Genomic DNA, 23,235 nt, shown 5'->3' on the forward strand with positions numbered 1-23,235 from the left:
CGGACCGGGTGGCGGTCTGCCGTGTGCTCAGGCCAACAGAGGCCCGGGTTGCCATGACGAGTGGGGCAGGGCGGCGATAGAGGGACACCAGTGGCTACACTTGTGGGTGTCTCTCTTGCCAAGGTCCGGTTTATGGTGTTGCCGCGTTTGATGTTTGCCTCCCTGCTCTGCCTGCTGCCGGTGATGGTACAGGCTGCCACCCTTTTCACCTATATAGGCCCGGAGAGCGAGCAGGACCCCCGCACCACCTATGACAGGGAGCTGCTGCGCCTCGCCCTCGACAAGACCCGCGACACCTTCGGCGACTACGAACTGGTTCCTGCGCCCACCATGACCAAGGCGCGAGCACGTCTGAGCATGGATCTCAATCTGCTGCCCAACCTGATGGTGATGGATAGCTACAGCAGTGCCCGCGAGGGAGAGGGGCTGGCCTATGTTCGTTTCCCCATTCACCTTGGCATCGTCAGCTACCGGATCTGCTTTGTCAGCCCGCAGCAACAGGCTGCCGTCACCCGGGTGACCAGTCTCAAGGGACTGCAGCCATTTACTTTCGGTCAGGGCAAGGGGTGGCTGGATATCGAGATTCTGCGCCGCTCGGGCTTGCAGGTGCTGGAGGTGGATGGTTACGAGAAGCTGTTCAAGATGGTGTCCCGCGGTCGTTTCGATCTGTTTTGCCGCGGGGTGAGCGAGCTTCGCAACGAGTTGCTGACCCATCAGGGGGTGACCGATCTTGCCGTCGATAGCAGCCTGTTACTCTACTACCCCCTGCCACGGGTCTTTTATACCAACGGGAAAAACAGTGAGGCCATCAAGCGGGTCGAGCTGGGGCTGAAACTGGCCTGGCAGGATGGCTCGCTGCAGGCGCTGTGGCGCGGCAGCTTCGGCCCGGCCATCGACTTTGCCAAGTTGCCGCAGCGCCACCTGATCCGGCTGGATAATCCTTTCCTCAAGGGGATTGGCTTCGATTACCGCCCCTACTTCTACAACCCGATGACGGATCGTTTCGGCGATCAGTGAGGCAGATCGCGCTCACGGCAGAGCGCCAGCCAGGCCTCTGCGGTGCGGGAGAGGTAACGCTCCTTCGGCCAGATCACCCCGAGCCGCCAGCTCAGTTCCGGCGCCAGCGGGCGCAGCACCAGCCCGTCCGGGGTCAGCCTGCGGCAGACTGGCTCGGGCAGGAAGGCCACCCCCATGCCGCTGCGCACCATGGCGATGAGAAAGTCCCACTGGCTGCTGCGGGCCGCTACCTGGGGCTCGAAGCCGGCCTGCTGACAGGCCTGCTCCAGCCGCTCGCTCAGGGTGAAGGCCCGGGTGTAGAGCAAAAAGGGCTCATCTTGCAGGGCATCGAGCCGAAGCGGAGCATCGCCGTGCCAGCGGGGCAAGTCCGGCAACACCACCCGGATCGGGTAGCAGTCCAGATCCAGGGTACTGAGGGCAGCTTCCTCCCTGGTCGGCAGCATGGTGATGGCCAGATCCAGCTCTCCCTCCAGCACCGCCTGTTCGATGCGGCGTCCACCATACTCCACCAGGCTCAGCTCCACGCCGGGATAACGGGTCCGATAGGCGCGGATCAGATCCGCATAGACATGGCCCACCATGGGGGGAATGCCGAGGGTGAGGCGGCCGTGCTTCAGGCTCTGCAGGTCGGCCAGCTCGTCTTCCAGCTGCTGCATCTCGGCGAGTATGGTCTGGGCGCGGTTGAACAGCACCCGGCCGCTGTCGGTCAGGGTGAAGCGGCGCCCTTCCCGGTTGAGCAGGGGCTGGCCCAGCTCCTCCTCCATGTTGCGGATCATCTTGCTGATGGTGGGCTGGGTGACGAACAGCTTTTCCGAGGCGCGGGTGAAACTCTGCTCCCGCACCAGTTCGACGAAGTAGCGCAGGGCCCGGATATCCATGGATTTCCCTCTGGTTGGCGTGTGTCTGACCGGGTTATCCTAACATGCCAATTTGGCATGATTTTGATAATTTAAATTCATTTTTTGCAGGTTTACCGTCTCTTTATACTGTGACCCAGTTCACAGAAAGACGACGATAATGAAAGCCCTCTGCATTCGCTGGTTCCAGACTCCCTTCCAAATCGCCCTGCTGGCCCTTGTCTGGCTGCTGGCCGATACTGCCGTGCGCACCCTGCACATTCCGCTCCCCGCCAACCTTACCGGTATGCTGTTGCTGCTGGCCTGCATCCTGCTCGGGGTGGTCAAGGCACAGTGGTTTGAGGCCGGTGCCCGCTGGCTGTTGGCGGAGATGCTGCTGTTCTTCGTGCCCGCCGTGGTGGCGGTGGTCAACTATCAGGAGCTGTTGCTGCAGGAGGGGTGGCGCATCATGGTGGTGCTGCTGGTCAGCACCACGCTGGTGCTTGGCACCACGGCCCTGGTGGTGGACCGGGTCTATCGCCTCGAGCTGAAACTGGCCCGCCGGAGTCGTCGCCATGTCTGATACCGTGCTCGGCTTCGTCTGTTTCGCCCTGACCCTGATCTTCTACTACGCCAGCAAGTGGCTCTATGGCAAAAAGCGCATCCTGCCCCTGATGCCCCTGCTGCTGGCGCCCACCCTGCTGGTGGCGGTGGTCTTGCTGTTCCACATTCCCTACCGGGACTACATGGCCGAATCCCACTGGCTGCTCTGGTTGCTGGGGCCGGCGACCGTGGCCTTTGCGGTGCCCGTCTACGAGAATCGCCGGCTCATTCGTCGGCACTGGCTCTCTCTTTCGGTGGGGGTAGTGGCCTCCGTCATCATGGCGGTGGGCAGCACCGTCTTGCTGGCCCGCTGGCTGGGTCTCTCCGACATGCTGCAGCGCAGCCTGGCGATGCGCTCCATCACCACTCCGTTTGCGGTGGAGGCGACCCGCGCCATCGGTGGCGAGAGCGATCTCACCGCCCTGTTCGTGGTGCTGACCGGCGTCATCGGCATGGCGGTCGGCGAGAGCGTGCTCACCGTGCTGGCCATTCGCAGCCGACTCGGCAAGGGGGCCGGGTTTGGTGCCTCGGCCCATGGCGCCGGCACCGCCAGGGCTTACCAGATGGGCAATGAGGAGGGGGTGGTCTCCAGCATGGTGATGATGATCGCTGGCATGGTCACCGTGCTGCTGGCGCCCCTGCTGGGGCGACTCTTCTGGTAGGGCTGGCCACCTTTCAGGACCGCCCGGCGGCGCTACACTCAAAGCAGTGCGCCCGGGACGAGCCATATGACCAACCATCGCCTTGCTCTCTGTTGTCTGCTCTTCTGCAGCCTGTTTCTCGCCAGCCCAACCCGGGCTGGCGATGTCTTTACCCATATCAGCCCGGAGAGTGAACGGGATATGCGGGCTCTCTATACTCACGACCTGCTGCAACTGGCGCTGGAGAAGACCCGCGATAGCCACGGTGATTACGAGCTGCGGCTGGCACCACCGATGAACCGGGTGCGGATGCGCCAAGCTATGAAAGCCAACCTCTATCCCAACCTGTTCGCCTCCGATTCCCCGCAACCGGCGGCGATCAATGACTCCCTCGATTACGTGCGATTCCCGGTGGAGCTGGGTCTGCTCGGTTACCGCATCTGCTTTGTCAGCCCGCAGCAGGCACAGGCAGTGGCGAACGTGAGTACCCAGGCCCAGTTGCGGCAGTTTGTGCACGGTCAGGGGCGCGGCTGGCAGGATGTGGCCATTCTGCGCAATGCCGACTTGCGGGTGCAGGAGGTCGACAGCTATGAGCGGCTGTTCCGGCTGGTCGCTCGCGGTCGGATCGACCTGTTTTGCCGTGGGGTGAATGAAGTCTTCATCGAGCAGGAGCAGCACGGGGATCTGCCGGGGCTCACCGTGGATCGACACCTGGTACTGCACTATCCCTTCCTCCATCTCTTTTACACCAACAAGGCCAATCAGGCGGCGCTTCAGCGCGTCTCGGAGGGGATCCGGCTGGCCTGGCAGGATGGCTCGCTGCAGCGGCTCTGGCTGCATCACTTCAAGCCCTCCCTTGACCAGGCGAAGCTGGATGAGCGGCTGCACTTCGAACTGCCCAATCCCTTGCTCAAGGAGATGGATTTCGACTACCGCGCCTACTACTACGATCCGCTCAAGGGGCAGTTCGGCCCCGGCTTGCCCTGACAGGGGTTGGCCGCCAGTCATGAAAAAGGGGAACCTCGCGGTTCCCCTGTTTGCATTCGTTGCCGGTTACAGCATCTGCTTGAGGCGATAGAGCAGATCCAGTGCCTGGCGCGGGGTGAGCTCATCCGGGCGCACCGCTTCCAGCTCATCCACCACTGGGTGGCTCTGGGGCGGCAGGACGACCGGGGCCGGACGCGCTTCGCCGGCGGCCACCGGCGTGGCACTCTCCAGCTCCGCCAGCTTGTGGCGTGCCTGGTGTATCACCGATTTGGGTACCCCGGCCAGGGCAGCTACCTGCAGGCCGTAGGAGCGACTGGCCGCCCCCTCCTGCACCGCGTGCATAAAGGCGATGGTGTCGCCGTGCTCCACCGCATCCAGATGGACGTTGGCGAGCCCTTCCATCAGTTCCGGCAACCGGGTCAGCTCGAAGTAGTGGGTGGCGAACAGGGTGTAGGCGCCGATCTTGCTCGCCAGCTGCTCGGCGCAGGCCCACGCCAGCGACAGGCCGTCGTAGGTGCTGGTGCCGCGGCCAATCTCGTCCATCAGCACCAGGCTGCGAGCGGTGGCGTTGTTGAGAATGTTGGCGGTCTCGGTCATCTCCACCATAAAGGTGGATCGGCCCGATGCGAGATCGTCCGACGCTCCGATGCGGGTGAAGATGCGATCGATGGGGCCGATGCGGGCGCTGTCGGCAGGGACGAAGGCACCGATATGGGCCAGCAGCACGATCAGCGCAGTCTGGCGCATATAGGTGGACTTACCGCCCATGTTGGGGCCGGTGATGATCAGCATGCGGCGATCACGGTCGAGGTGGATCGGGTTGGCGATAAAGGGGTCTGTCATCACCTGTTCCACCACCGGATGGCGGCCCGCCTCGATCAGGATCTGATCCTCGTCGATCAAGGTTGGGCAACGGTAGTCGAGGGTCTCGGCCCGCTCGGCCAGATTGGCCAGCACGTCCAGCTCCGCCAGCGCGGCAGCGGACTCCTGCAGATCGCAGAGGTGCGGCAGCAGGGCATCGAGCAGCTCCTCGTAGAGGCGTTTCTCCAGCGCCAGCGCCTGAGCCTGGGCGGTGAGTACCTTGTCCTCGTATTTTTTCAGCTCATCGATGATGTAGCGTTCGTTGTTTTTCAGCGTCTGGCGACGGATGTAGTGAGCCGGCACCAGATGGCTGTTGGCGCGGCTCACCTCGATGTAGAAGCCGTGCACCTTGTTGTAGCCCACCTTGAGGGTGTTGATGCCGGTCAGCAGCCGCTCGCGCTCCTCGATGCGGGCCAGGCTGGCGGTGGCGCCGTTGGCCAGATCCCGCAGCTCGTCCAGCTCTTGGTTGAACCCTTCGCGTATGACGCCGCCATCGCGAATGAGTACGGGTGGCACCTCCATCACGGCGCGTTCCAGCAGGTCATGCAACTCGGGGAAGGTGCTGGCACGCTCGCGCAGCTGCTGCACCGCCTCGTGCTCACTCTCCGCCAGCAGGCGCTGCAGTTCCGGCAGTTGGGCGAAGGCCTGCCGCAGTCGGGTGAGGTCGCGCGGACGGGCCGAGCGCAGGGCCAGGCGCGCCAGCACCCGCTCCACGTCGCCGACCTGACGCAACAAGCCACCCAGCTCGTCATAGAGGTTCTGCTCGATGAGCTCCTTGATGGTGCTCTGACGGCCTTTGAGGATCACCCGGTCGCGGATCGGCTGGTGGATCCAGCGTTTGAGCAGCCGGCTTCCCATAGGAGTGGCGGTGCAGTCCAGTACGGCGGAGAGAGTGTTGTCGTGGCCGCCGGCCAGGTTCTGGGTCAGCTCCAGGTTGCGGCGGGTGGCGGCATCCATGATGACCGCGTGATCAGGCTGCTCGAGGCGCACGCTGCGAATGTGGGGCAGGGCGGTACGCTGGGTGTCCTTGACGTACTGCATCAGGCAACCGGCGGCGCACAGGGCGGTCTCGCTCTGCTCGACCCCGAAGCCTACCAGATCCTGGGTACCGAACTGCTGGCACAAGAGCTTGCGGGCGGTGCCGAGCTCGAATTCCCACTCCGGGCGGCGGCGCAGGCCGCGGCGACCCTCGATGTGGTGCAGGTAGGCGAAGGATTCCGGGTAGAGCAGCTCGGCCGGATTGGTGCGCTGCAGCTCGGCCAGCAGCGTCTCTTCCTTCTCGAACTGGTTGATGAAGAAACGGCCCGAGCCTATGTCCATGGTGCCGTAGCCAAAGCGGCGGCCATCGTGATAGACGGCGGCGATCAGGTTGTCCTGCCGCTCGCTGAGCAGCGCCTCATCGGAGACGGTACCTGGGGTGATGATGCGAATGACCTTGCGCTCCACCGGTCCCTTGCTGGTGGCGGGATCCCCCACCTGTTCACAGATGGCGGCCGATTCGCCGAGTTGCACCAGCTTGGCGAGATACCCTTCGATGGCATGATAGGGCACCCCTGCCATCGGAATGGGGCTGCCGGCCGACTGGCCACGCTTGGTCAGGGAGATGTCGAGCAGTTGGGAGGCCTTGCGGGCATCGTCATAGAACAGCTCGTAGAAGTCGCCCATCCGGTAGAACAGCAGGATCTCCGGGTTCTCGGCCTTGAGGGTCAGATACTGCTGCATCATGGGCGTGTGGGCGCTGAGGTTGGCGCCTGGCGCGGCGCCGGTGGCTTGGTGTTGTGCGGTCATGTGCTATTCCAGAAGGGGCCTCTGCGGGCCTGTGTCTGCGGTGATGAGCCTTGAGCTTGATGGCGCCATTCTACACATAAGCGGCGTGGCGGGGGAGGTCGGGGATCACGACCCTCCGTGTAGGCAGAGGCATCAGCCTTGTGAGTGGCGTTCAGTTGCGGCAGGCGGCGGCGGGATCGCATAATGTGCCTCTTGCACGCATCAGAGAGGGAGTCGCGATGAAACTGGACGCAGAGATAGAGCACCTCGCCATCGAGCTGGGGCGAGCCCTTGGCCAGCGCGGCTGGCTGGCGGCCACCGCCGAATCCTGTACCGGCGGCGGAGTGGCCACGGCTATCACCGACATCGCGGGCAGCTCAGGCTGGTTCGATCGTGGCTTCGTCACCTACACCAACGAGGCCAAGCAGCAGATGCTGGGGGTGAGCGACGAGAGCCTTGAGCGGCATGGCGCCGTGAGCGAGGCAGTGGTGCTGGAGATGGCTCGCGGCGCCCTGGCCCACTCGTCTGCCTCCATCAGTGTGGCCATCAGCGGCATCGCCGGCCCCGGCGGCGCTACCGAAGGCAAGCCGGTCGGTACCGTCTGGTTTGCCTGGGCGGATAGCTCGGGACGTCATCACTCCCTGCTTGCCCGCTTCGACGGCGACCGCCGGCAGGTGCGCCAGCAGGCGGTGAGACAGGCCTTGTCGGGTCTGTTGGCCCTGCTCAGATAAATTGGGCTTGATACTGTATGAATAAACAGTATACTTAGCCCAACTTCACTTCTTACTCACGATTTCCAGCGGAGATTGGCATGGATCAGAACAAACAGAAGGCACTGGCGGCTGCGCTGGGTCAGATCGAAAAGCAGTTTGGCAAAGGCTCCATCATGCGTCTGGGCGACAGCAAGACCATGGACATCGAAGCCATTTCTACCGGTTCTCTCTCCCTGGACGTGGCGCTGGGCATCGGCGGTCTGCCATGCGGTCGTATCGTCGAGATCTACGGTCCGGAATCTTCCGGTAAAACCACCCTCACCCTGCAGGTGATCGCGGAAGCCCAGAAGAAGGGCAAGACCTGTGCCTTCGTCGATGCGGAGCACGCGCTGGATCCCATCTATGCCGCCAAGCTGGGGGTCAACGTCGATGACCTGCTGATCTCCCAGCCGGATACCGGCGAACAGGCGCTCGAGATCTGCGACATGCTGGTGCGCTCCAACGCCGTTGACGTCATCATCGTCGACTCCGTAGCCGCTCTGACTCCGAAAGCGGAAATCGAGGGCGAGATGGGTGACTCCCACGTCGGCCTGCAGGCTCGTCTGATGTCCCAGGCGCTGCGCAAGCTGACCGCCAACATCAAGAACGCCAACTGCCTGTGCATCTTCATCAACCAGATCCGGATGAAGATCGGCGTCATGTTCGGCAGCCCGGAGACAACTACCGGTGGTAACGCACTGAAGTTCTATGCCTCCGTGCGTCTGGATATTCGTCGTACCGGCGCCATCAAGGAAGGGGATGAAGTGGTCGGCAACGAGACCCGCGTCAAGGTGGTCAAGAACAAGGTGGCCCCGCCCTTCAAGCAGGCCGAATTCCAGATTTTCTACGGCGCAGGCATCTCCAAAGAGGGCGAGCTGGTGGATCTGGGCGTCAAGCACAAGCTGATCGACAAAGCCGGTGCCTGGTACAGCTACAACGGCGAGAAGATCGGTCAGGGCAAGGCCAACGTGATGAAGCTGTTTGCCGAGAACAAGGCCATGGCAGCCGAAGTGGAGGCCAAGCTGCGCGAGCTGCTGCTCTCCGGCGCCGTTCCTGCCGATGACAAGGCGGTCGCCGCGGAAGAAGACGAGTTCGACGTCGAAAGCGAACAAGAGTTCGAATAAGAGCAAAAGGAAGGCCGGGTCGATACCCGGCCTTGTCATTTATGGTTGATGAATCCACTACCGAACCCGCACAGCCCAGCTTCGAAGAGCAGCTGGCGGCCGCCCGCAACTTCGCCATGCGCAGTCTCGCCCGCCGCGAGAGTGCCGAATCCGAACTGGCCAGACGCCTGCGCCAGCAGGGCTATCAGGAAGAGGTGATCGAGGCGGTGGTCGACTACTGCCGTGGCTACAACTGGGTCAATGACGAGCGTTATGGCGCCATGGCGGTGCGAGCCGGTGCCGCCAAGGGGCACGGGCCCATCAAGATCCGATTCGACCTGCGACGCAAGGGGCTGGACGACAGCCAGATCGACGCCGCCTTCGAGCAACCCGAACTGGACTGGTTCGAACTGGCTTTTGATCTGCTGGAGCGGCGCGCCAGAGTCGCCGATCTGGCCGATTTCAAGCTGCGCATGAAGTGGCTCAAGTATCTGCTGGGGCGAGGCTTTACTCAGGATCAGGCCCGTTATGCCCTATCTGCCTTGCAGGAGCGGGAGGAATAGGGAAGCGGTGCAGGCTGGCGAGATAACAAGATGTCGGTGACGATAACTGCCAGTTCGTCTCCTGCGCTGACCATAGGGCCGCGTGGCCCCTGAACCTGTCAATTCCCTTTAACCGACTCCTTCTCGCCAGCTTCCCTTCGTCTGACGACTCACCGGGACTTGCTCCTTGATCGCGGCTCACCAGCTTTTTCCTGTTTGTTCAGTGGCTTGGCTACGGATGATGAAGCGGGTCCGGTTTTGTCGCATCCTGCGGTTATTTTCCGCTGCTTTTGGCGCGATCCGTGGCCGGAAAAGCGTGCATTTGCCTCCCTTTTCTTCACCCACCCGTTTATGCGTGCTTTTTCGCCCGTGACGGGCCGGTACGTTTTACTTTACCCCGCAGAAAACTTACATTAATGCGGTTAAAAGTCCGTATTCGAATCAAGCAGGATTTTCCATGTATATGTCCACGTCTGAGATACGCACCGCGTTTCTCGAGTATTTCCGTTCCCAGGGGCACCAGGTTGTCTCCTCCAGCTCGCTGGTACCGCATAACGACCCGACCCTGTTGTTTACCAACGCGGGTATGAACCAGTTCAAGGATGTCTTCCTTGGCGCAGACAAGCGTGCCTACAACCGCGCAACCACCTCCCAGCGTTGCGTGCGTGCCGGTGGTAAGCACAACGATCTGGAAAACGTCGGCTATACCGCTCGTCACCACACCTTCTTCGAGATGCTGGGCAACTTCAGTTTTGGCGACTACTTCAAGCAGGATGCCATCAAGTTCGCCTGGGGTTTCCTGACCGAGGTGCTACAACTGCCGAAAGAGCGCCTGCTGGTGACCGTCTACGCGACTGACGATGAAGCTTTCGACATCTGGGAAAAGGAAGTTGGCGTGCCGGCCGATCGCATCGTGCGCATCGGCGACAACAAGGGAGCTCCGTACGCTTCCGACAACTTCTGGGCCATGGGCGATACCGGCCCGTGCGGTCCCTGCACCGAGATCTTCTATGACCACGGCGATCACATCTGGGGTGGCCGTCCCGGTTCTCCGGAAGAAGATGGCGACCGCTTTATCGAGATCTGGAACGTGGTGTTCATGCAGTTCAACCGTCAGGCCGACGGCACCATGGAGCCGCTGCCCCGTCCGTCCGTGGATACCGGCATGGGTCTGGAGCGTATCTCCGCCATCATGCAGGGTGTGCACTCCAACTACGAGATCGACATCTTCCAGGCGCTGATCAAGAAGGCGGCCGAGATCGTCGGTACTACCGATCTCAGCAACCAGTCCCTGCGCGTCATCGCCGACCACATCCGCTCCTGCGCCTTCCTGGTTGCCGACGGTGTCATGCCCTCCAACGAGGGTCGTGGCTATGTGCTGCGTCGCATCATCCGTCGCGCCGTGCGCCACGGTCGCAAGCTGGGCGCCACCGATGTCTTCTTCTACAAGCTGGCCGCCGAGCTGGCGGTGCAGATGAAGGATGTGGCCGAAGAGCTGATCGCCCAGCTGCCGCTGGTCGAGCGCGTGCTGCGCATCGAAGAAGAACAGTTCGTCCGCACCCTGGATCGCGGTCTGCTGCTGCTGGAAGATGCCCTGGCCAATCTGGGTGATGCCAAGGTCATTCCGGGCGAGGTGGTGTTCAAGCTGTATGACACCTACGGCTTCCCGGCCGACCTGACTGCCGACGTGGTGCGCGAGCGCGAGATAGGCATCGATGAGGAAGGCTTCAACGCCGAGATGGAGAAGCAGCGTGCCCGTGCCAAAGAGGCCTCCAGCTTCGGTGTGAACTACAACGAGATGCTCAAGCTCGACTTCGAGACCCCGTTCACCGGTTACAAGACTCTGAGCGAGCAGACTCGCGTGATCGGCATCTACAAGGGCACCGAAGAGGTGAATGCGCTGATCGCCGGTGACGAAGCCGTCATCGTGCTGGAGCAGACTCCCTTCTACGCCGAGTCCGGTGGCCAGATCGGCGACACCGGTACCCTCAAGGTGGACGACGGCATCTTCGCCGTGACTGACACCATGAAGGCAGGCAAGGCCATCATCCACAAGGGCTACATGGAGCTGGGCACCCTGGAGAAGGGCGCCGAGGTGGAAGCCGTGGTGGATGGCGAACGTCGTCAGGCCGTGGCTCTGAACCACTCCGTGACTCACCTGCTGCACGCTGCCCTGCGTCAGGCACTCGGTGACCACGTGACCCAGAAGGGCTCCCTGGTGGGCGCCGAGCGCATGCGTTTCGACTTCTCCCACTTCGAAGGCTTGACCATGGCGACCATTCGCCGGATCGAAGAGCTGGTCAACGCCCAGATCCGGGCCAACCATGAAGTCAGCACCCAGGTCATGGGTCTGGAAGCCGCCAAGGCGGCCGGCGCTATGGCGCTGTTCGGCGAGAAGTATGAAGACGACGTACGCGTAGTGCGCATGGGCGACTACTCCACCGAGCTGTGCGGCGGTACCCACGCCAAGCGTACCGGTGATATCGGCTTCTTCAAGATCATCGCCGAGAGCGGTATCGCCGCCGGTGTGCGTCGTATCGAAGCGGTGACCGGCAAGGCCGCCATCGATTACATGCACCAGCTGGGTGAGCAGATCGAAGAGACTGCGGCCCTCATCAAGGGTGACCAGTTCTCCCTGGCGGACAAGGTGCGTCAGGTGCTGGACAAGGCCAAGATGATGGAGCGTGAGCTGGAGCAGCTCAAGGCCAAGCTGGCTGCCCAGGCCGGAAACGATTTGCTGAGCCAGGTTATCGAGATCAAGGGGCAGAAGGTGCTGGTTGCAGCGCTGGAAGGGGCCGATCCCAAGTCCCTGCGCGGCATGCTGGACGAGCTGAAGAACCAGATGAAATCCGGTGTCGTACTGCTGGCAACCAGCAGCGATGACAAGGTCAACCTGATCGCCGGTGTCACCAACGACCTGACCGGCAAGGTCAAGGCCGGTGAACTGGTCAATCTGGTAGCCCAGCAGGTGGGCGGCAAGGGCGGTGGTCGTCCGGACATGGCTCAGGCGGGTGGTACCCAGCCAGAGGCCGTACCGGCAGCGCTGCAATCCGTTCACTCCTGGCTGGAAGAGCGCCTGTAATAGGGCGAGGTGATCTGTGGCACTCTATGTACAGAAGTACGGCGGCACCTCGGTCGGCACGCTGGAGCGGATCGAGGCGGTCGCTGAGCGGGTTCAGCAGACCCGCGCCCAGGGACACGATGTGGTGGTGGTTGTCTCCGCCATGTCGGGCGAAACCAACCGGTTGCTGGGCATGGCCCAGCAACTGGATCCTGATGCCAACCGGCGCGAGATGGATGTGCTCGTCTCCACCGGTGAGCAGGTCACCATAGCGCTGTTGGCGATCGCGTTGAACAAACGCGGTTGTCCTGCGGTCTCAATGACCGGTGATCAGGTACGCATTCACACCGATTCCGCCTATGGCAAGGCGCGCATCACCCATATCGATACCGAGCTGGTTCAGGCAGAACTGGCTGCGGGCAAGGTAGTGGTGATCGCCGGTTTTCAGGGCCGTGATGAGCACAACGCCATCACTACCCTGGGCCGGGGCGGCTCGGACACCACGGCAGTTGCCGTGGCGGCGGCCATCGAGGCCGATGAGTGCCAGATCTTTACCGATGTTGATGGGGTGTACACCACGGATCCGCGCATTGAGCCCAAGGCTCGTCGTCTCGATACCATCACCTTCGAGGAGATGCTGGAGATGGCCAGCCTGGGGGCCAAGGTGCTGCAGATCCGTTCGGTGGAGTTTGCGGGCAAATACCGCGTTCCGCTGCGGGTACTGTCGAGCTTTATCGATGGAGAGGGAACCTTAATCACATATGGAGGTGAGAGGATGGAAGCTCCCCTGGTATCCGGGATCGCTTTTAACCGCAACGAGGCCAGCCTGACCATTCTGGGTGTGCCTGACAAACCGACCGTGGCCGCGCAGATCCTGAATCCGATCAGCGATGCCAACATTGATGTCGACATGATTGTGCAAAACACCCTGGGTGACGGCACCGCCGACTTCACCTTTACGGTGAATCGGGATGATTACCGCCGTGCCCGCGCACTGCTTGAGGAAACGGCCAGCGAGCTGGGCGCCTCCTGTGTGCAGGGAAATGGCGAGATCGCCAAGGTTTCCATTGTCGGTGTCGGCATGTGGAACCACCCCGGTGTTGCCCGCACCATGTTCAAGGTATTGGGCGAGGAGGGGATCAACATGCAACTGATTTCCACCTCTGAAATCAAAATCTCTGTGGTGATTGACGAGAAGTATCTGGAGCTGGCGGTGCGAGCCCTGCACGCCGCTTTCGGGTTGGATCAAGCGCCCCAAGAGCAGCCCCTGGGCTAACAATCTCTGATTGATTTAGTTTCAACCATTTACCATATCGGTATCTTTGTTAGATAATGTCGCATATCGATATAAAAACAAAACAGGATACAGGAGCAAGCGAATGCTTATTTTGACTCGTCGTGTAGGGGAAACCCTGATGATTGGTGACGAAGTGACTGTCACCGTACTGGGCGTTAAAGGCAACCAGGTTCGTATCGGCGTGAACGCACCGAAAGAAGTTTCCGTGCACCGCGAAGAGATTTATCAGCGTATCCAGGCTGAGAAGGTTCCGGGCCAGCCGAACTTCTAAGCCGGATTCCAGGCAGTGACAAGGCGACACCTCATGTGTCGCCTTTTGTTTTTTTATGGCCTGTGAAATCGGCTGCACGGCGTAAAACAACGGGATAAGTGTCGATATTGCTTGAATATTCCACGCTTTGACCAAATGCTGAGCGAACGCTCTTTTTTCTCCAAAAAAGTGTTTGACTAAAAATCCCTGTGAAGTATTATCAGCCCCGCAAACGGAGAGGTGGCCGAGAGGCTGAAGGCGCTCCCCTGCTAAGGGAGTATGCGGCTTATACCCGCATCGGGGGTTCGAATCCCCCCTTCTCCGCCATTTGCGCCCGTAGCTCAGCTGGATAGAGTACCTGGCTACGAACCAGGTGGTCAGAGGTTCGAATCCTCTCGGGCGCACCATATTAGACTCTCGGAGTCATGTGTTGACCATCAGCAAGTCGGCACTAGAAGAAGGCTTACTGTTGAGTAAGCTTTTTTTATCGTTTTAAAACAGGGCGCCCGTAGCTCAGCTGGATAGAGTACCTGGCTACGAACCAGGTGGTCAGAGGTTCGAATCCTCTCGGGCGCACCATTTTAAAGCAATACAAAGATTTATGAGCGCCCGTAGCTCAGCTGGATAGAGTACCTGGCTACGAACCAGGTGGTCAGAGGTTCGAATCCTCTCGGGCGCACCATTTTCAAGCAGTACAAAAATTTATGAGCGCCCGTAGCTCAGCTGGATAGAGTACCTGGCTACGAACCAGGTGGTCAGAGGTTCGAATCCTCTCGGGCGCACCATTTTCAAGCAGTACAAAGTTTATGAGCGCCCGTAGCTCAGCTGGATAGAGTACCTGGCTACGAACCAGGTGGTCAGAGGTTCGAATCCTCTCGGGCGCACCATACAGACAGCCTCGACTCAGGTCGGGGCTGTCTTTTTATGGGCTGGATCCGGTCTTGGAAATACCCAACACCTGGTTGCCACCCTCTTTTCATTCGCTTCTTCTTTCCTCTGACCGGCTCGTTGCTGACGCCTCTGCCAGATCCCCTGCATGGCCGCTACCAACACCCTGACGCGCATTTCTCCGCCAGAGAGGGGGCTCCTGGCTGTCATCTATCTCCTTTTTGCTCTGGCGGGTGCTGGAGGCCTGTCATGGGCTGTGGGATCACGGGCAATAAAAAAGGATGCCGCAGCATCCTTTTTCACGTCGCTCGTCTTTAGCTTCTCAGCCATTTGCGAATGCGGTTGGCATCGCCGACCGGGGTGAGCTTGCCTACCGAGTTGAGCAACACGATGGCGAGCTCCCGGCTGTCCGGTTTGGCACGCATCACCAGGCAGCGGCCAGCCTCGTCGGTAAAGCCGGTCTTGGAGAGACGTACGTCCCAGTCCGGATTTTTTACCAGCGGGTTGGTGTTGTTGAACATCAGGCTGTAGGAGGGGGCCTGGAAGCGCATCTCCCTGTGCTCATCCTGGGTAAACTGGCGGATCAGCGGCTGGCGATAGGCTGCGGCGACCAGCTTGCCCAGATCCTGGGCGGTGGAGACGTTGCGGGTGGAGAGACCGGTGGCGTCGTAGAAATGGGTCTGGCGCATGCCCAGCTGTCGGGCTTTGTTGTTCATGGCCCGGATAAAGGCGCTGCGGCCGCCCGGGTAGTGACGGGCCAGGGCCGAGGCCATCCGGTTCTCGGAGGACATCAGGGCCAGGTGCAGTGCGTCACGACGGGTCACCTTGGTACCCATGCGAATGCGGGAGTGTGTGTGCTTCACCCGATCCAGATCTTCCTTGTCGATGGTCAGGGTCTGAGCCAGATCCTGTCTGGCATCCAGTACCACCAGCGCCGTCATCAGTTTGGTGATGGAGGCGATGGGACGCACCTTGGTGGCATTCTTCTGGTAGAGAGTCTTGCCCGTGTTGACGTCAACGACCAGGGCACTGCTCGAACGAATGTCCAATTTGGCGGGGTTGGGGGCGGCGCTGACCGCAGGCAATCCCAGCATCCCTATCAATCCGAAAACCAGCGCAACTGCGCGAACCCGACACCGCATACTACCGACTCCGTTCACATGGAAAAAAAGGCGGTAGATTCACGCATTTTTACCCTGCATTGACAAGGGGCTCTACAGACTATTTCTACAATTTGCGCAAATGCGAGCCTCAAAAAAGCCCTCTTTCGAGGGCTTTTTTGAGGTGGGTGTCAATCCCGGGATTTTGCAGCCTTGCGTTTGCTGAGCCAGCGCCAGAGCAGGGCGATGATGCCGCTGACCAGCAGCACGATCGGCAGGTAGAGGATGATGCTGAGAAATTGGGACTGGTATTCGGCTGCCAGCTTGGTGTGACTCAGGTAGTAGCCGAATCCCACCAGCGGGCAGATCCACATGATGGAGCTGATGAAATTGACGACGAGAAAGCGTCCCTGCGGCAGCTCGGTGGCGCCAACGATATAGGGATAGGCGGTGCGCACGAAAGCGATGTAGCGGGCGGTGATCAGGGTCAGGATGCCGTACTTGTCGAGCAGGTAGTAGACCTTCTCCTTGTGGCGATCCTCCACGTGAGACATCAGGCGATGATACATCTGGGTGTGGCCGAGAAAGCGCCCCTGCATGTAGCCAAGCCAGGTGCCGACGAAGGTGGCCATGATCAGCAGCGGGATCACCGCCAGTGACAGCACATCCTGATAGATGAGCACGCCGGTCAGGATCAGCAGGCTATCGCCGGGCAGAAAAGCGGTAGGGATAAAGCCATTCTCGAGCACCAGAAAGGTCAATAAGACGGCACAGACCATGAAGGCCATTTGGGGATCAGACAGGGTCACCAGATCCTGATGCATAAAGGCGTGGGCCAGTTGGTAAAACCGCTCCATTCTTGCAAACTCCGCAGGTTAGCTGGGTTGATCGGTCAAGGGCATGGCGAGCACCTTGTCGATGCGCAGACCATCCATGTCAACAATTTCCAGTTGCCACTGTTCCAGGGTGACCAGGTCGCCGGTCTGTGGAACACGACCAAGGAGCAGCATGATAAGCCCTCCGAGGGTGTGATAGTGATGTTTTTCTTCCTCGGGCAGGCGAACCAGCTCCAGACAGTCCTTCAATTCTGGCAAAGGGATCAGGCCATCGAGCAGCCAGCTGCCATCGGCGCGCTGGAATGCCCAGTTGTCATCGCCGTCTTCCTGCTGAAAATCCCCCGCCAGCGCCTCCATCAGATCCTGTTGGGTGACCAGTCCCTGCAACTCGCCATACTCATCCACCACCAGGGCGATCTGTTCGCTGTGGGTGCGGAAGTGGTTGAGCAGCTCGACCCCGTTGAGGGTCTCGGGCAGCAGGCTTCCCTCCTGGGTCAGGGCGGCCAGGTCGATGGGCTCCCCCTTGATATAGGCATACAACACCTGGTTGACGTCGATGATCCCCACCAGCTCGGAGAGGTTGCCGTCACAGACCGGGAAATAGCTGTGACGCTCCTCCACTAGGCGCTGCAGGTTGGTTTCCAGCGGCAGCGACAGATCCAGATAGCGGATATCGCTGCGCGGCACCATCAGGGAGGAGAGGCTGCGCTCGTCGAGACGGAACACATTGCGCAGCATGGTGTGCTCATGATCCTCGATCACCCCGGCTTCGGAGCCCTCCACCAGCATGGCGTGGATCTCCTCTTCGGTGACGTTGGCGCCGCTATCCTGCTTGGCCCGCAACAGGCGCAGGGTAGCATTGGTGGAGACTGACAGCAGCCAGACGAAGGGACGGGTCAGGGTGGCGAGCCAGTGCATGGGGAGCGCCACCAGGCAGGCAAGGCGTTCTGCGCTGAGCTGGCCGAGGCGCTTGGGCACCAGTTCCCCCACCACGATGGAGAGATAGGTCACGGTGACGACGACGATGACGGTGGCGATCGTACCGCTGCTCTTGGGGGATAGCCCCCATTCCTGCAGCCAGAGGGAGAAAGGTTGGGCCAGCAGGGATTCGCCGTAGATACCGTTGAGCAGGCCGATAGTGGTGATGCCGATCTGGACGGCGGAGAGAAAATGGGTCGGGTTTTCCGCGAGTTTGAGGGCGATGGCGGCGGAGCGACTTCCTTCACTGGCCATCTTGGCAAGGCGAGCCTTGCGTGCGGTCACGATGGCAATTTCCGACATGGCGAAGACGCCATTGAGCAAAATCAATCCCAACAGGATCAATATTTCCATACTGCGGCAGCACTCCTAAGTAGAAAAGATCGCTGGCAGTGTAATGAATTTGGCCGCGATGCGCTTGTGAAAGCAGGTGATCCGGTTCGCTAATTTATCACGCCCCTGGCTCTGGGCAGGCGAGGGATCCCTGTCAGGGGAGGGGAGCCAAAAAAGGGCGGAAATCCCGCCCTTGCTGTGATTGCCTGAATTGATTCGATCAGAACTGCTGGAACCAGCGCTGGATCTGGGCCGGATCCTTGCTCTGGGTCAGGGAGAGCATCAGCAGGATGCGCGCCTTCTGCGGGTTCAGGGTGCCGGCGGCCACGAAGCCGTACTTGGCGTCGTCGATCTCGGCATCCAGGGTGGTGGCGCCGGTCGGCACGCGGGCGGAGCGCACCACGCGAATGCCGTCCTTGCTCGCCTGAGCCAGGGTGTCGAACAGGCTGTGGTAGAGGTTGCCGTTGCCTACCCCGGCGCTGACGATGCCATCAAACTTGGCATCCACCATGGCCTTGGCCGGCAGTTCGGTGGCGTTGGCATAGCTATAGACGATACCGACCTGGGGCAGCTTGTCGAGTTTGCTCACATCGAACGGGGTCTTGCTGGTGTGCAGGCGAGCCGGGCTGCGCTGATAGTCGATCTTGCCGTTGTGGATGTAGCCGAGCGGACCGAAGTTGGGAGCGGCAAAGGTCTGCACGCCAGTGGTGTTGGTCTTGGTGACGTCGCGGGCATCCAGCACGGTATCGTTCATGGCGACCATGACGCCACGGCCTTTGGAGGCGGGATCGGAGGCGGTGACCACGGCGTTGTAGAGGTTCATCGGGCCGTCAGCGCTCATGGCGGTGGAGGGGCGCATGGCGCCGACCAGTACCACCGGCTTGTCGCTCTTGACGGTGAGGTTGAGGAAGTAGGCGGTCTCTTCCATAGTGTCGGTGCCGTGGGTGATGACGATGCCATCCACATCATCCTTGGCCAGCAGCTCGTTGACCCGCTTGGCAAGCTTCAGCCACACCTCGTCGTTCATGTCCTGGGAGCCAATCTTGACTACCTGCTCCCCCTGCACGTCGGCCACGTTCTTCATTTCGGGTACGGCGGCGATCAGGGTTTCGATGGCTACCTTGCCAGCCTCATAGTTGGACTGGGTGGCAGACTGGCCGGCGCCGGCGATAGTGCCACCGGTGGCCAGAATATGCACATTGGGCAGGGCCATGGCCATGGGGGAGAGGGTCAGGCCGAGCACGGCGGCGAGCAGGGTCTTGCGGATCGGTAGGGTCATGCTGCAAATCCTTCTGGTTGGAATAATCGCAGCAAGTTTGCCCATTTAATAATCGATGTCTGTGATAAAACTCACCAAAAGACAGGTGAGTACAGATTTTTAACCTGTTTTATACCTCTATAGAGATAAATTAACTTGCCGAGAAGCCCTTGGCTTCAATCAGGGCGATCAGCTCCGCCTTGTTCAATTCGCTCTCGATGATCGCCTTGCTGCTGGCGAAGTCCACCTGAGCAGCGGTCACCGCCGGCTGGGCCAGCAGGGCTTTTTGCAGGCTGGCGGCGCAACCGCCGCAGGACATGCCGGTCACTGTCAGTTCAATAGTCATGATGAGTCTCCTTTTTGGGTGTAATGCAAGCCTAAAGCTGCCGCTCGCGGCAAGGTCAAGTCACCCGTCAATTCGTTGTTACCCCATCAAGCCCAGATAGTTCATCAGGGCTGCACCCAGGCTGGTGGTGAGAAGGGAGCCCAGCGTGGTGGTAGCGATGATGTTCGCGGCCAGTGAGCTGTCACCCCCCATGGCGCGGGTCATCACATAACTGGCGGCGGCAGTCGGGGTGGAGCTGATGAGAAACAGGATGCCGAGTGCCTGCGGGCTGAAGCCAAGCGCCCAGGCCCCCGCGACCAGCAGCACGGGAATGCACAGCAGCCGGTTGGCGGTAGCCCAGCCGGTCAGCATGGCGCCGCCGCGCAGGGCCTTGAGGTTGAGGCTGGCGCCGGTGCACAGGAGCGCCAGCGGCAGCGTCATGTTGGCAAAGTAGTTACCGGTGGTGGTGACCAGCTGGGGTAGCTCTATGCCGAGCAGGCCAAACGGCAGTGCTGACAGGATGGCGATGATGAGTGGATTTTTGGCGATCCCCTTGAGGATGGGTTTGACCCCCTTGTTGCCTCCCAGACTGCGGGTCAGGGTGACGACGGCGAGGATGTTGTAGAGCACGGTGACCGACCCCACCAGCAGGGCGGCGGCGCCGATCCCTTCCGGCCCGTAGGCGTTCTGCACATAGGCCAGCCCCATGATCCCCATGTTGCCGCGAAAGCTGCCCTGCACGAAGACACCACGTTGGCGCCGCTCGTGAATGAAGCGGGCCGCCAGCAGCTCCAGTATCAGGAAACCGGTGAGCGTCCCGAGCAGGCCGTAGAGGATGAGCCAGGGGCTCGGCATGGTCGAAAAGTCGGTGCGCACCATGCTGAGGAACAGGAGCGCCGGCAGGGTGACCTGGAACACCAGACGCGAGGCCGATTCGACGAAGCTGTCGGGCAGCAGGCCCAGCTGTTTGAGCCAGATGCCGAGCAGCAGCGCCACGCAGATGGGGCCGGTAATGGAGAGGGAGAAGTGCAGACTTGCCAACAGATCCATGATGCGCGTCCTGTGCAATGGCGGGTGGCACGGCGTTCGCCGGGGCCAAAAGGGCATTCTAACGCCATGGGCTTGTATTCAAAGGGCTTAATAACAACAATGTGGGCAATTTCCACTGCCGAGCCTGACTTATGGACAAGAAGCTGACCATCCTCGATATCGCCCGCCTTGCCGGTGTTGGCAAGTCGACCGTTTCCCGGGTGCTCAATCAGGATCCCAAGGTCAAGCAGGCGACCCGTGAGCGGGTGGAGCAGATCATCGCTGAGCATGGCTTTGTGCCGAGCAAGTCGGCGCGGGCTATGCGCAGCCAGAGCCAGCAGGTGGTGGGCATCATCGTCTCGCGGCTCGATTCAAGTTCCGAAAACCAGGCGGTGCGCGGCATGCTGGAGACTCTCTATCAGCGCGGTTATGACGCCGTGCTGATGGAGAGCAAATTCTCCCCTGCCAAGGTGCAGGAACATCTGGCGGTGCTGGAGCGGCGCGGGGTGGATGGCATCATCCTCTTTGCCTTCAACGATCTGGATTATGACGCCATGGCGCCGCTCAGGGAGAAGCTGGTGCTGGTGGCGCGCGAACATCCGGGCTTCTCTTCGGTCTGTTTCGACGATGCGGGAGCGGTGCACACCATGCTGACCAAGCTGGTGGCGCGCAATATCCGCGATATCGCCTATCTCGGGGTGGATGCCTCGGATCTCACCACGGGTCAGCGCCGGCTCGACGCCTATCTGGCCTTTTGCCGGGAACAGGGCCTGGCGGCATGCAGCGCCCTCGGTGACCTCAGCCTGCAAAGTGGCTACCGGCTGGCGGCTGAGCTGCTGACTCCCACCACCCAGGCGCTAGTCTGTGCCAGCGATACTCTCGCCATTGGTGCGGCAAAATACTTGCAAGAACAAGGACGTAGCGAAGTGCTGGTGACCGGTCTTGGCAACAACCCCATGCTTACCTTCCTCTTCCCCAACGCCCTCAGCCTGGATCTCGGTTACAAGGGGGCGGGGGAGCAGGCGGCCCGTCAGTTGCTCGGTCAGATCGAGCAGGAGTGCTGCCCGCTGGCGACCATAGCTCCCTGTCATACCCTGTGAACCCCATCACTTAGCACTGCACAAAAAACGCGCTTTTTGTGACGCTGACCACGAAATGGGAACGTTCCCATTTTGATCTGGCCAAATTGCCGTCATGCTGATTGGGAACGATACCAATAACGCTCGAGCTGGCAGACTGGCTCAGAAGGGCGAGGCAGATCACTATCAATGGAGTCACAGAGGGAAGGCTCATGTCCAAGATCAACACACAACATCTGGCTCAGCTGATTGACAAGATCGGCGGCAAGGAGAATATCGCCACCGTCAGCCACTGCCTGACCCGGCTGCGCTTCGTCCTGAACGATCCGGCCAAAGCCGACAGCAAGGCCATCGAGACCATCCCGGCGGTGAAGGGGAGCTTCACCCAAGGTGGCCAGTTCCAGGTGGTCATCGGCAACGAGGTGGAGCAGTGGTACAAGGCGCTGACCGAAGAGATCGGCGTCAGCGGCGGCAGCAAGGAGGCCGCCAAGCAGGCGGCGCGCCAGAACATGAACCCGCTCGAGCGCGGCATCTCCCACCTGGCGGAGATCTTCGTGCCCCTGCTGCCGGCCATCATCACCGGCGGTCTGATCCTGGGTTTTCGCAACGTTATCGGCGACATCAAGATGTTCGACGACGGCACCCACACCCTCACCGAGATCAGCCAGTTCTGGGCCCAGGTCCACGCCTTCCTCTGGCTGCTGGGTGAGGCCATCTTCCACTTCCTGCCGGTGGGCGTCTGCTGGTCGGCGGTCAAGAAGATGGGCGGCTCCGAGATTTTGGGGATAGTGCTGGGTATCACGCTAGTGTCGCCCCAGCTGATGAACGCCTATGGCATCGGCCAGCAGACCCCCGAGGTGTGGGACTTTGGCCTCTTCGTCATCCAGAAGGTGGGCTATCAGGCCCAGGTCATTCCGGCCCTGCTGGCGGGTGTCTTCCTCGCCTGGGTGGAAACCAACCTCAAACGCATCATCCCGGCCTATCTCTACCTGGTGATCGTGCCCTTCGTCTCCCTGTTGCTGGCGGTGATCGTGGCCCACGCCTTCATCGGCCCATTCGGCCGCTGGATCGGTGACGGCGTCGGCTTCGCCGCCAAGGCCGCCATGACAGGCTCCTTCGCCCCCATCGGTGCGGCCCTGTTCGGCTTCCTCTACGCACCGCTGGTCATCACCGGCATCCACCACACCACCAACGCGGTGGACCTGCAGCTGATGCAGAGCATGGGCGGCACCCCCATCTGGCCGCTGATCGCCCTCTCCAACATCGCCCAGGCGTCTGCGGTCGTGGGGATCATCCTCATCAGCCGCAAGGAGAACGAGCGCGAGATCTCGGTGCCCGCCGCCATCTCCGCCTACCTGGGGGTGACCGAGCCGGCCATGTACGGCATCAACCTCAAATACAAGTTCCCCATGCTTTGCGCCATGGTGGGTTCGAGCCTGGCAGCCCTTATCTGCGGCTTCGCCGGGGTGATGGCCAACGGCATCGGGGTGGGGGGTCTGCCCGGCATCCTCTCCATCCAGCCGCAATACTGGGCCATCTACGCCGTGGCTATGCTGGTGGCCATCATAGTGCCTGTGGTGTTGACTCTGTTGGTCTACAAGCGCCAGCAGGCGGCCGGCAAGCTGGAACTGGCCAGCGCCTGACCTCACGCATCAGGGCGACCCGCGGGTCGCCCTCTCCCTTTTCATTCGA

Annotated in this window: 20 protein-coding genes and 6 tRNA genes; 18 read left to right on the forward strand and 8 right to left on the reverse strand. The window is 61.0% G+C overall.

Going from position 1 to position 23,235, the window contains the following annotated elements; translation table 11 throughout:
• Nucleotides 1-132: 132 nt before the first annotated feature.
• Entirely contained in the window at nt 133-1,017 is an 885-nt protein-coding gene (locus ACB028_RS13590; protein WP_371144519.1) for a hypothetical protein, read from the forward strand.
• Here ACB028_RS13590 and ACB028_RS13595 read toward each other — a convergent pair.
• A complete protein-coding gene (locus ACB028_RS13595) occupies nt 1,011-1,895 on the reverse strand; it encodes a LysR family transcriptional regulator (RefSeq protein ID WP_042070733.1) in 885 nt (294 codons plus the stop codon). The two genes, ACB028_RS13590 and ACB028_RS13595, sit on opposite strands and share 7 nt — an antisense overlap.
• A 139-nt stretch (nt 1,896-2,034) precedes the next feature.
• Here ACB028_RS13595 and ACB028_RS13600 point away from each other — a divergent pair, with 139 nt between their 5' ends.
• The 3 genes from ACB028_RS13600 to ACB028_RS13610 all read left to right on the forward strand — a co-directional run bounded on the left by ACB028_RS13600 (nt 2,035) and on the right by ACB028_RS13610 (nt 4,084).
• Entirely contained in the window at nt 2,035-2,436 is a 402-nt protein-coding gene (locus ACB028_RS13600; protein WP_042070731.1) for a CidA/LrgA family protein, read from the forward strand.
• Complete coding sequence (locus ACB028_RS13605) at nt 2,429-3,118, forward strand: LrgB family protein (RefSeq protein ID WP_371144506.1); 690 nt, start codon at nt 2,429-2,431, stop codon at nt 3,116-3,118. The genes ACB028_RS13600 and ACB028_RS13605 overlap by 8 nt, the downstream gene beginning before the upstream one ends.
• A gap of 66 nt (nt 3,119-3,184) precedes the next feature.
• On the forward strand, nt 3,185-4,084 hold the full coding sequence (locus ACB028_RS13610) for a hypothetical protein (RefSeq protein ID WP_371144507.1): 900 nt from the start codon (nt 3,185-3,187) through the stop codon (nt 4,082-4,084).
• Between the two features lie 66 nt (nt 4,085-4,150).
• Here the strand turns inward: ACB028_RS13610 and mutS are convergent, their stop codons facing one another.
• Nucleotides 4,151-6,733 (reverse strand): DNA mismatch repair protein MutS, encoded by a 2,583-nt coding sequence (gene mutS, locus ACB028_RS13615; protein WP_201941549.1) that lies wholly within the window; start codon nt 6,731-6,733, stop codon nt 4,151-4,153.
• A gap of 218 nt (nt 6,734-6,951) precedes the next feature.
• Between mutS and pncC the strand changes: the two genes are divergently transcribed.
• The 12 genes from pncC to ACB028_RS13675 all read left to right on the forward strand — a co-directional run bounded on the left by pncC (nt 6,952) and on the right by ACB028_RS13675 (nt 14,604).
• Complete coding sequence (gene pncC, locus ACB028_RS13620) at nt 6,952-7,443, forward strand: nicotinamide-nucleotide amidase (protein WP_371144508.1); 492 nt, start codon at nt 6,952-6,954, stop codon at nt 7,441-7,443.
• An 80-nt stretch (nt 7,444-7,523) separates the two neighbouring features.
• A complete protein-coding gene (recA, locus tag ACB028_RS13625) occupies nt 7,524-8,588 on the forward strand; it encodes a recombinase RecA (RefSeq protein WP_124240182.1) in 1,065 nt (354 codons plus the stop codon).
• A gap of 41 nt (nt 8,589-8,629) precedes the next feature.
• Nucleotides 8,630-9,130 (forward strand): regulatory protein RecX, encoded by a 501-nt coding sequence (locus ACB028_RS13630; RefSeq protein ID WP_201941585.1) that lies wholly within the window; start codon nt 8,630-8,632, stop codon nt 9,128-9,130.
• Between the two features lie 436 nt (nt 9,131-9,566).
• A complete protein-coding gene (alaS, locus tag ACB028_RS13635) occupies nt 9,567-12,191 on the forward strand; it encodes an alanine--tRNA ligase (protein ID WP_201941551.1) in 2,625 nt (874 codons plus the stop codon).
• A gap of 16 nt (nt 12,192-12,207) precedes the next feature.
• Complete coding sequence (locus tag ACB028_RS13640; protein WP_026456467.1) at nt 12,208-13,446, forward strand: aspartate kinase; 1,239 nt, start codon at nt 12,208-12,210, stop codon at nt 13,444-13,446.
• 103 nt (nt 13,447-13,549) lie between these two features.
• Complete coding sequence (gene csrA / locus ACB028_RS13645; protein WP_026456466.1) at nt 13,550-13,738, forward strand: carbon storage regulator CsrA; 189 nt, start codon at nt 13,550-13,552, stop codon at nt 13,736-13,738.
• Between the two features lie 213 nt (nt 13,739-13,951).
• Nucleotides 13,952-14,044, forward strand: a tRNA-Ser gene (locus tag ACB028_RS13650).
• A gap of 3 nt (nt 14,045-14,047) precedes the next feature.
• Nucleotides 14,048-14,124 (forward strand) — tRNA-Arg (locus ACB028_RS13655).
• A 95-nt stretch (nt 14,125-14,219) separates the two neighbouring features.
• A tRNA-Arg gene (locus ACB028_RS13660) sits at nt 14,220-14,296 on the forward strand.
• A gap of 26 nt (nt 14,297-14,322) precedes the next feature.
• Nucleotides 14,323-14,399: transfer RNA gene (locus tag ACB028_RS13665), tRNA-Arg, on the forward strand.
• Between the two features lie 26 nt (nt 14,400-14,425).
• Nucleotides 14,426-14,502 (forward strand) — tRNA-Arg (locus tag ACB028_RS13670).
• 25 nt (nt 14,503-14,527) lie between these two features.
• Nucleotides 14,528-14,604: transfer RNA gene (locus ACB028_RS13675), tRNA-Arg, on the forward strand.
• Between the two features lie 315 nt (nt 14,605-14,919).
• Here the strand turns inward: ACB028_RS13675 and pbpG are convergent.
• The 6 genes from pbpG to ACB028_RS13705 all read right to left on the reverse strand — a co-directional run bounded on the left by pbpG (nt 14,920) and on the right by ACB028_RS13705 (nt 20,485).
• Entirely contained in the window at nt 14,920-15,747 is an 828-nt protein-coding gene (gene pbpG / locus ACB028_RS13680; protein ID WP_042025153.1) for a D-alanyl-D-alanine endopeptidase, read from the reverse strand.
• Between the two features lie 149 nt (nt 15,748-15,896).
• Nucleotides 15,897-16,562: a DedA family protein gene (locus ACB028_RS13685; protein WP_042025154.1), complete on the reverse strand. Its 666-nt coding sequence runs from the start codon at nt 16,560-16,562 to the stop codon at nt 15,897-15,899.
• Between the two features lie 18 nt (nt 16,563-16,580).
• Nucleotides 16,581-17,873, reverse strand: a complete 1,293-nt coding sequence (locus tag ACB028_RS13690) for a hemolysin family protein (RefSeq protein WP_371144509.1) — start codon at nt 17,871-17,873, stop codon at nt 16,581-16,583.
• Between the two features lie 199 nt (nt 17,874-18,072).
• Nucleotides 18,073-19,131, reverse strand: a complete 1,059-nt coding sequence (ansB, locus tag ACB028_RS13695; protein WP_042025156.1) for an L-asparaginase 2 — start codon at nt 19,129-19,131, stop codon at nt 18,073-18,075.
• Between the two features lie 130 nt (nt 19,132-19,261).
• Nucleotides 19,262-19,456: a heavy-metal-associated domain-containing protein gene (locus ACB028_RS13700; protein ID WP_201980340.1), complete on the reverse strand. Its 195-nt coding sequence runs from the start codon at nt 19,454-19,456 to the stop codon at nt 19,262-19,264.
• Nucleotides 19,457-19,534: 78 nt separating this feature from the next.
• Entirely contained in the window at nt 19,535-20,485 is a 951-nt protein-coding gene (locus ACB028_RS13705) for an AEC family transporter (protein ID WP_371144510.1), read from the reverse strand.
• A 131-nt stretch (nt 20,486-20,616) separates the two neighbouring features.
• Between ACB028_RS13705 and treR the strand changes: the two genes are divergently transcribed.
• Entirely contained in the window at nt 20,617-21,564 is a 948-nt protein-coding gene (gene treR / locus ACB028_RS13710) for a trehalose operon repressor TreR (protein WP_026457573.1), read from the forward strand.
• A gap of 191 nt (nt 21,565-21,755) precedes the next feature.
• A complete protein-coding gene (gene treB, locus ACB028_RS13715) occupies nt 21,756-23,186 on the forward strand; it encodes a PTS trehalose transporter subunit IIBC (protein WP_342013461.1) in 1,431 nt (476 codons plus the stop codon).
• The last annotated feature ends 49 nt before the right edge of the window (nt 23,187-23,235 follow it).

The organism is Aeromonas sp. S9(2024), from assembly GCF_041403185.1.
Taxonomy (GTDB): Bacteria; Pseudomonadota; Gammaproteobacteria; order Enterobacterales; family Aeromonadaceae; genus Aeromonas; species Aeromonas enteropelogenes.

Coding starts and splice junctions, on each gene's coding strand:
- pncC (WP_371144508.1), top strand. CDS start 6,952: ATGAAACTGGACGCAGAGATAGAGCACCTCGCCATCGAGCTGGGGCGA.
- treB (WP_342013461.1), top strand. CDS start 21,756: ATGTCCAAGATCAACACACAACATCTGGCTCAGCTGATTGACAAGATC.
- ACB028_RS13700 (WP_201980340.1), bottom strand. CDS start 19,456: ATGACTATTGAACTGACAGTGACCGGCATGTCCTGCGGCGGTTGCGCC.
- ACB028_RS13685 (WP_042025154.1), bottom strand. CDS start 16,562: ATGGAGCGGTTTTACCAACTGGCCCACGCCTTTATGCATCAGGATCTG.
- alaS (WP_201941551.1), top strand. CDS start 9,567: ATGTATATGTCCACGTCTGAGATACGCACCGCGTTTCTCGAGTATTTC.
- csrA (WP_026456466.1), top strand. CDS start 13,550: ATGCTTATTTTGACTCGTCGTGTAGGGGAAACCCTGATGATTGGTGAC.
- ACB028_RS13610 (WP_371144507.1), top strand. CDS start 3,185: ATGACCAACCATCGCCTTGCTCTCTGTTGTCTGCTCTTCTGCAGCCTG.
- treR (WP_026457573.1), top strand. CDS start 20,617: ATGGACAAGAAGCTGACCATCCTCGATATCGCCCGCCTTGCCGGTGTT.
- ACB028_RS13630 (WP_201941585.1), top strand. CDS start 8,630: ATGGTTGATGAATCCACTACCGAACCCGCACAGCCCAGCTTCGAAGAG.
- ACB028_RS13690 (WP_371144509.1), bottom strand. CDS start 17,873: ATGGAAATATTGATCCTGTTGGGATTGATTTTGCTCAATGGCGTCTTC.
- ACB028_RS13590 (WP_371144519.1), top strand. CDS start 133: ATGGTGTTGCCGCGTTTGATGTTTGCCTCCCTGCTCTGCCTGCTGCCG.
- recA (WP_124240182.1), top strand. CDS start 7,524: ATGGATCAGAACAAACAGAAGGCACTGGCGGCTGCGCTGGGTCAGATC.
- ACB028_RS13705 (WP_371144510.1), bottom strand. CDS start 20,485: ATGGATCTGTTGGCAAGTCTGCACTTCTCCCTCTCCATTACCGGCCCC.
- pbpG (WP_042025153.1), bottom strand. CDS start 15,747: ATGCGGTGTCGGGTTCGCGCAGTTGCGCTGGTTTTCGGATTGATAGGG.
- mutS (WP_201941549.1), bottom strand. CDS start 6,733: ATGACCGCACAACACCAAGCCACCGGCGCCGCGCCAGGCGCCAACCTC.
- ACB028_RS13605 (WP_371144506.1), top strand. CDS start 2,429: ATGTCTGATACCGTGCTCGGCTTCGTCTGTTTCGCCCTGACCCTGATC.
- ACB028_RS13595 (WP_042070733.1), bottom strand. CDS start 1,895: ATGGATATCCGGGCCCTGCGCTACTTCGTCGAACTGGTGCGGGAGCAG.
- ACB028_RS13600 (WP_042070731.1), top strand. CDS start 2,035: ATGAAAGCCCTCTGCATTCGCTGGTTCCAGACTCCCTTCCAAATCGCC.
- ansB (WP_042025156.1), bottom strand. CDS start 19,131: ATGACCCTACCGATCCGCAAGACCCTGCTCGCCGCCGTGCTCGGCCTG.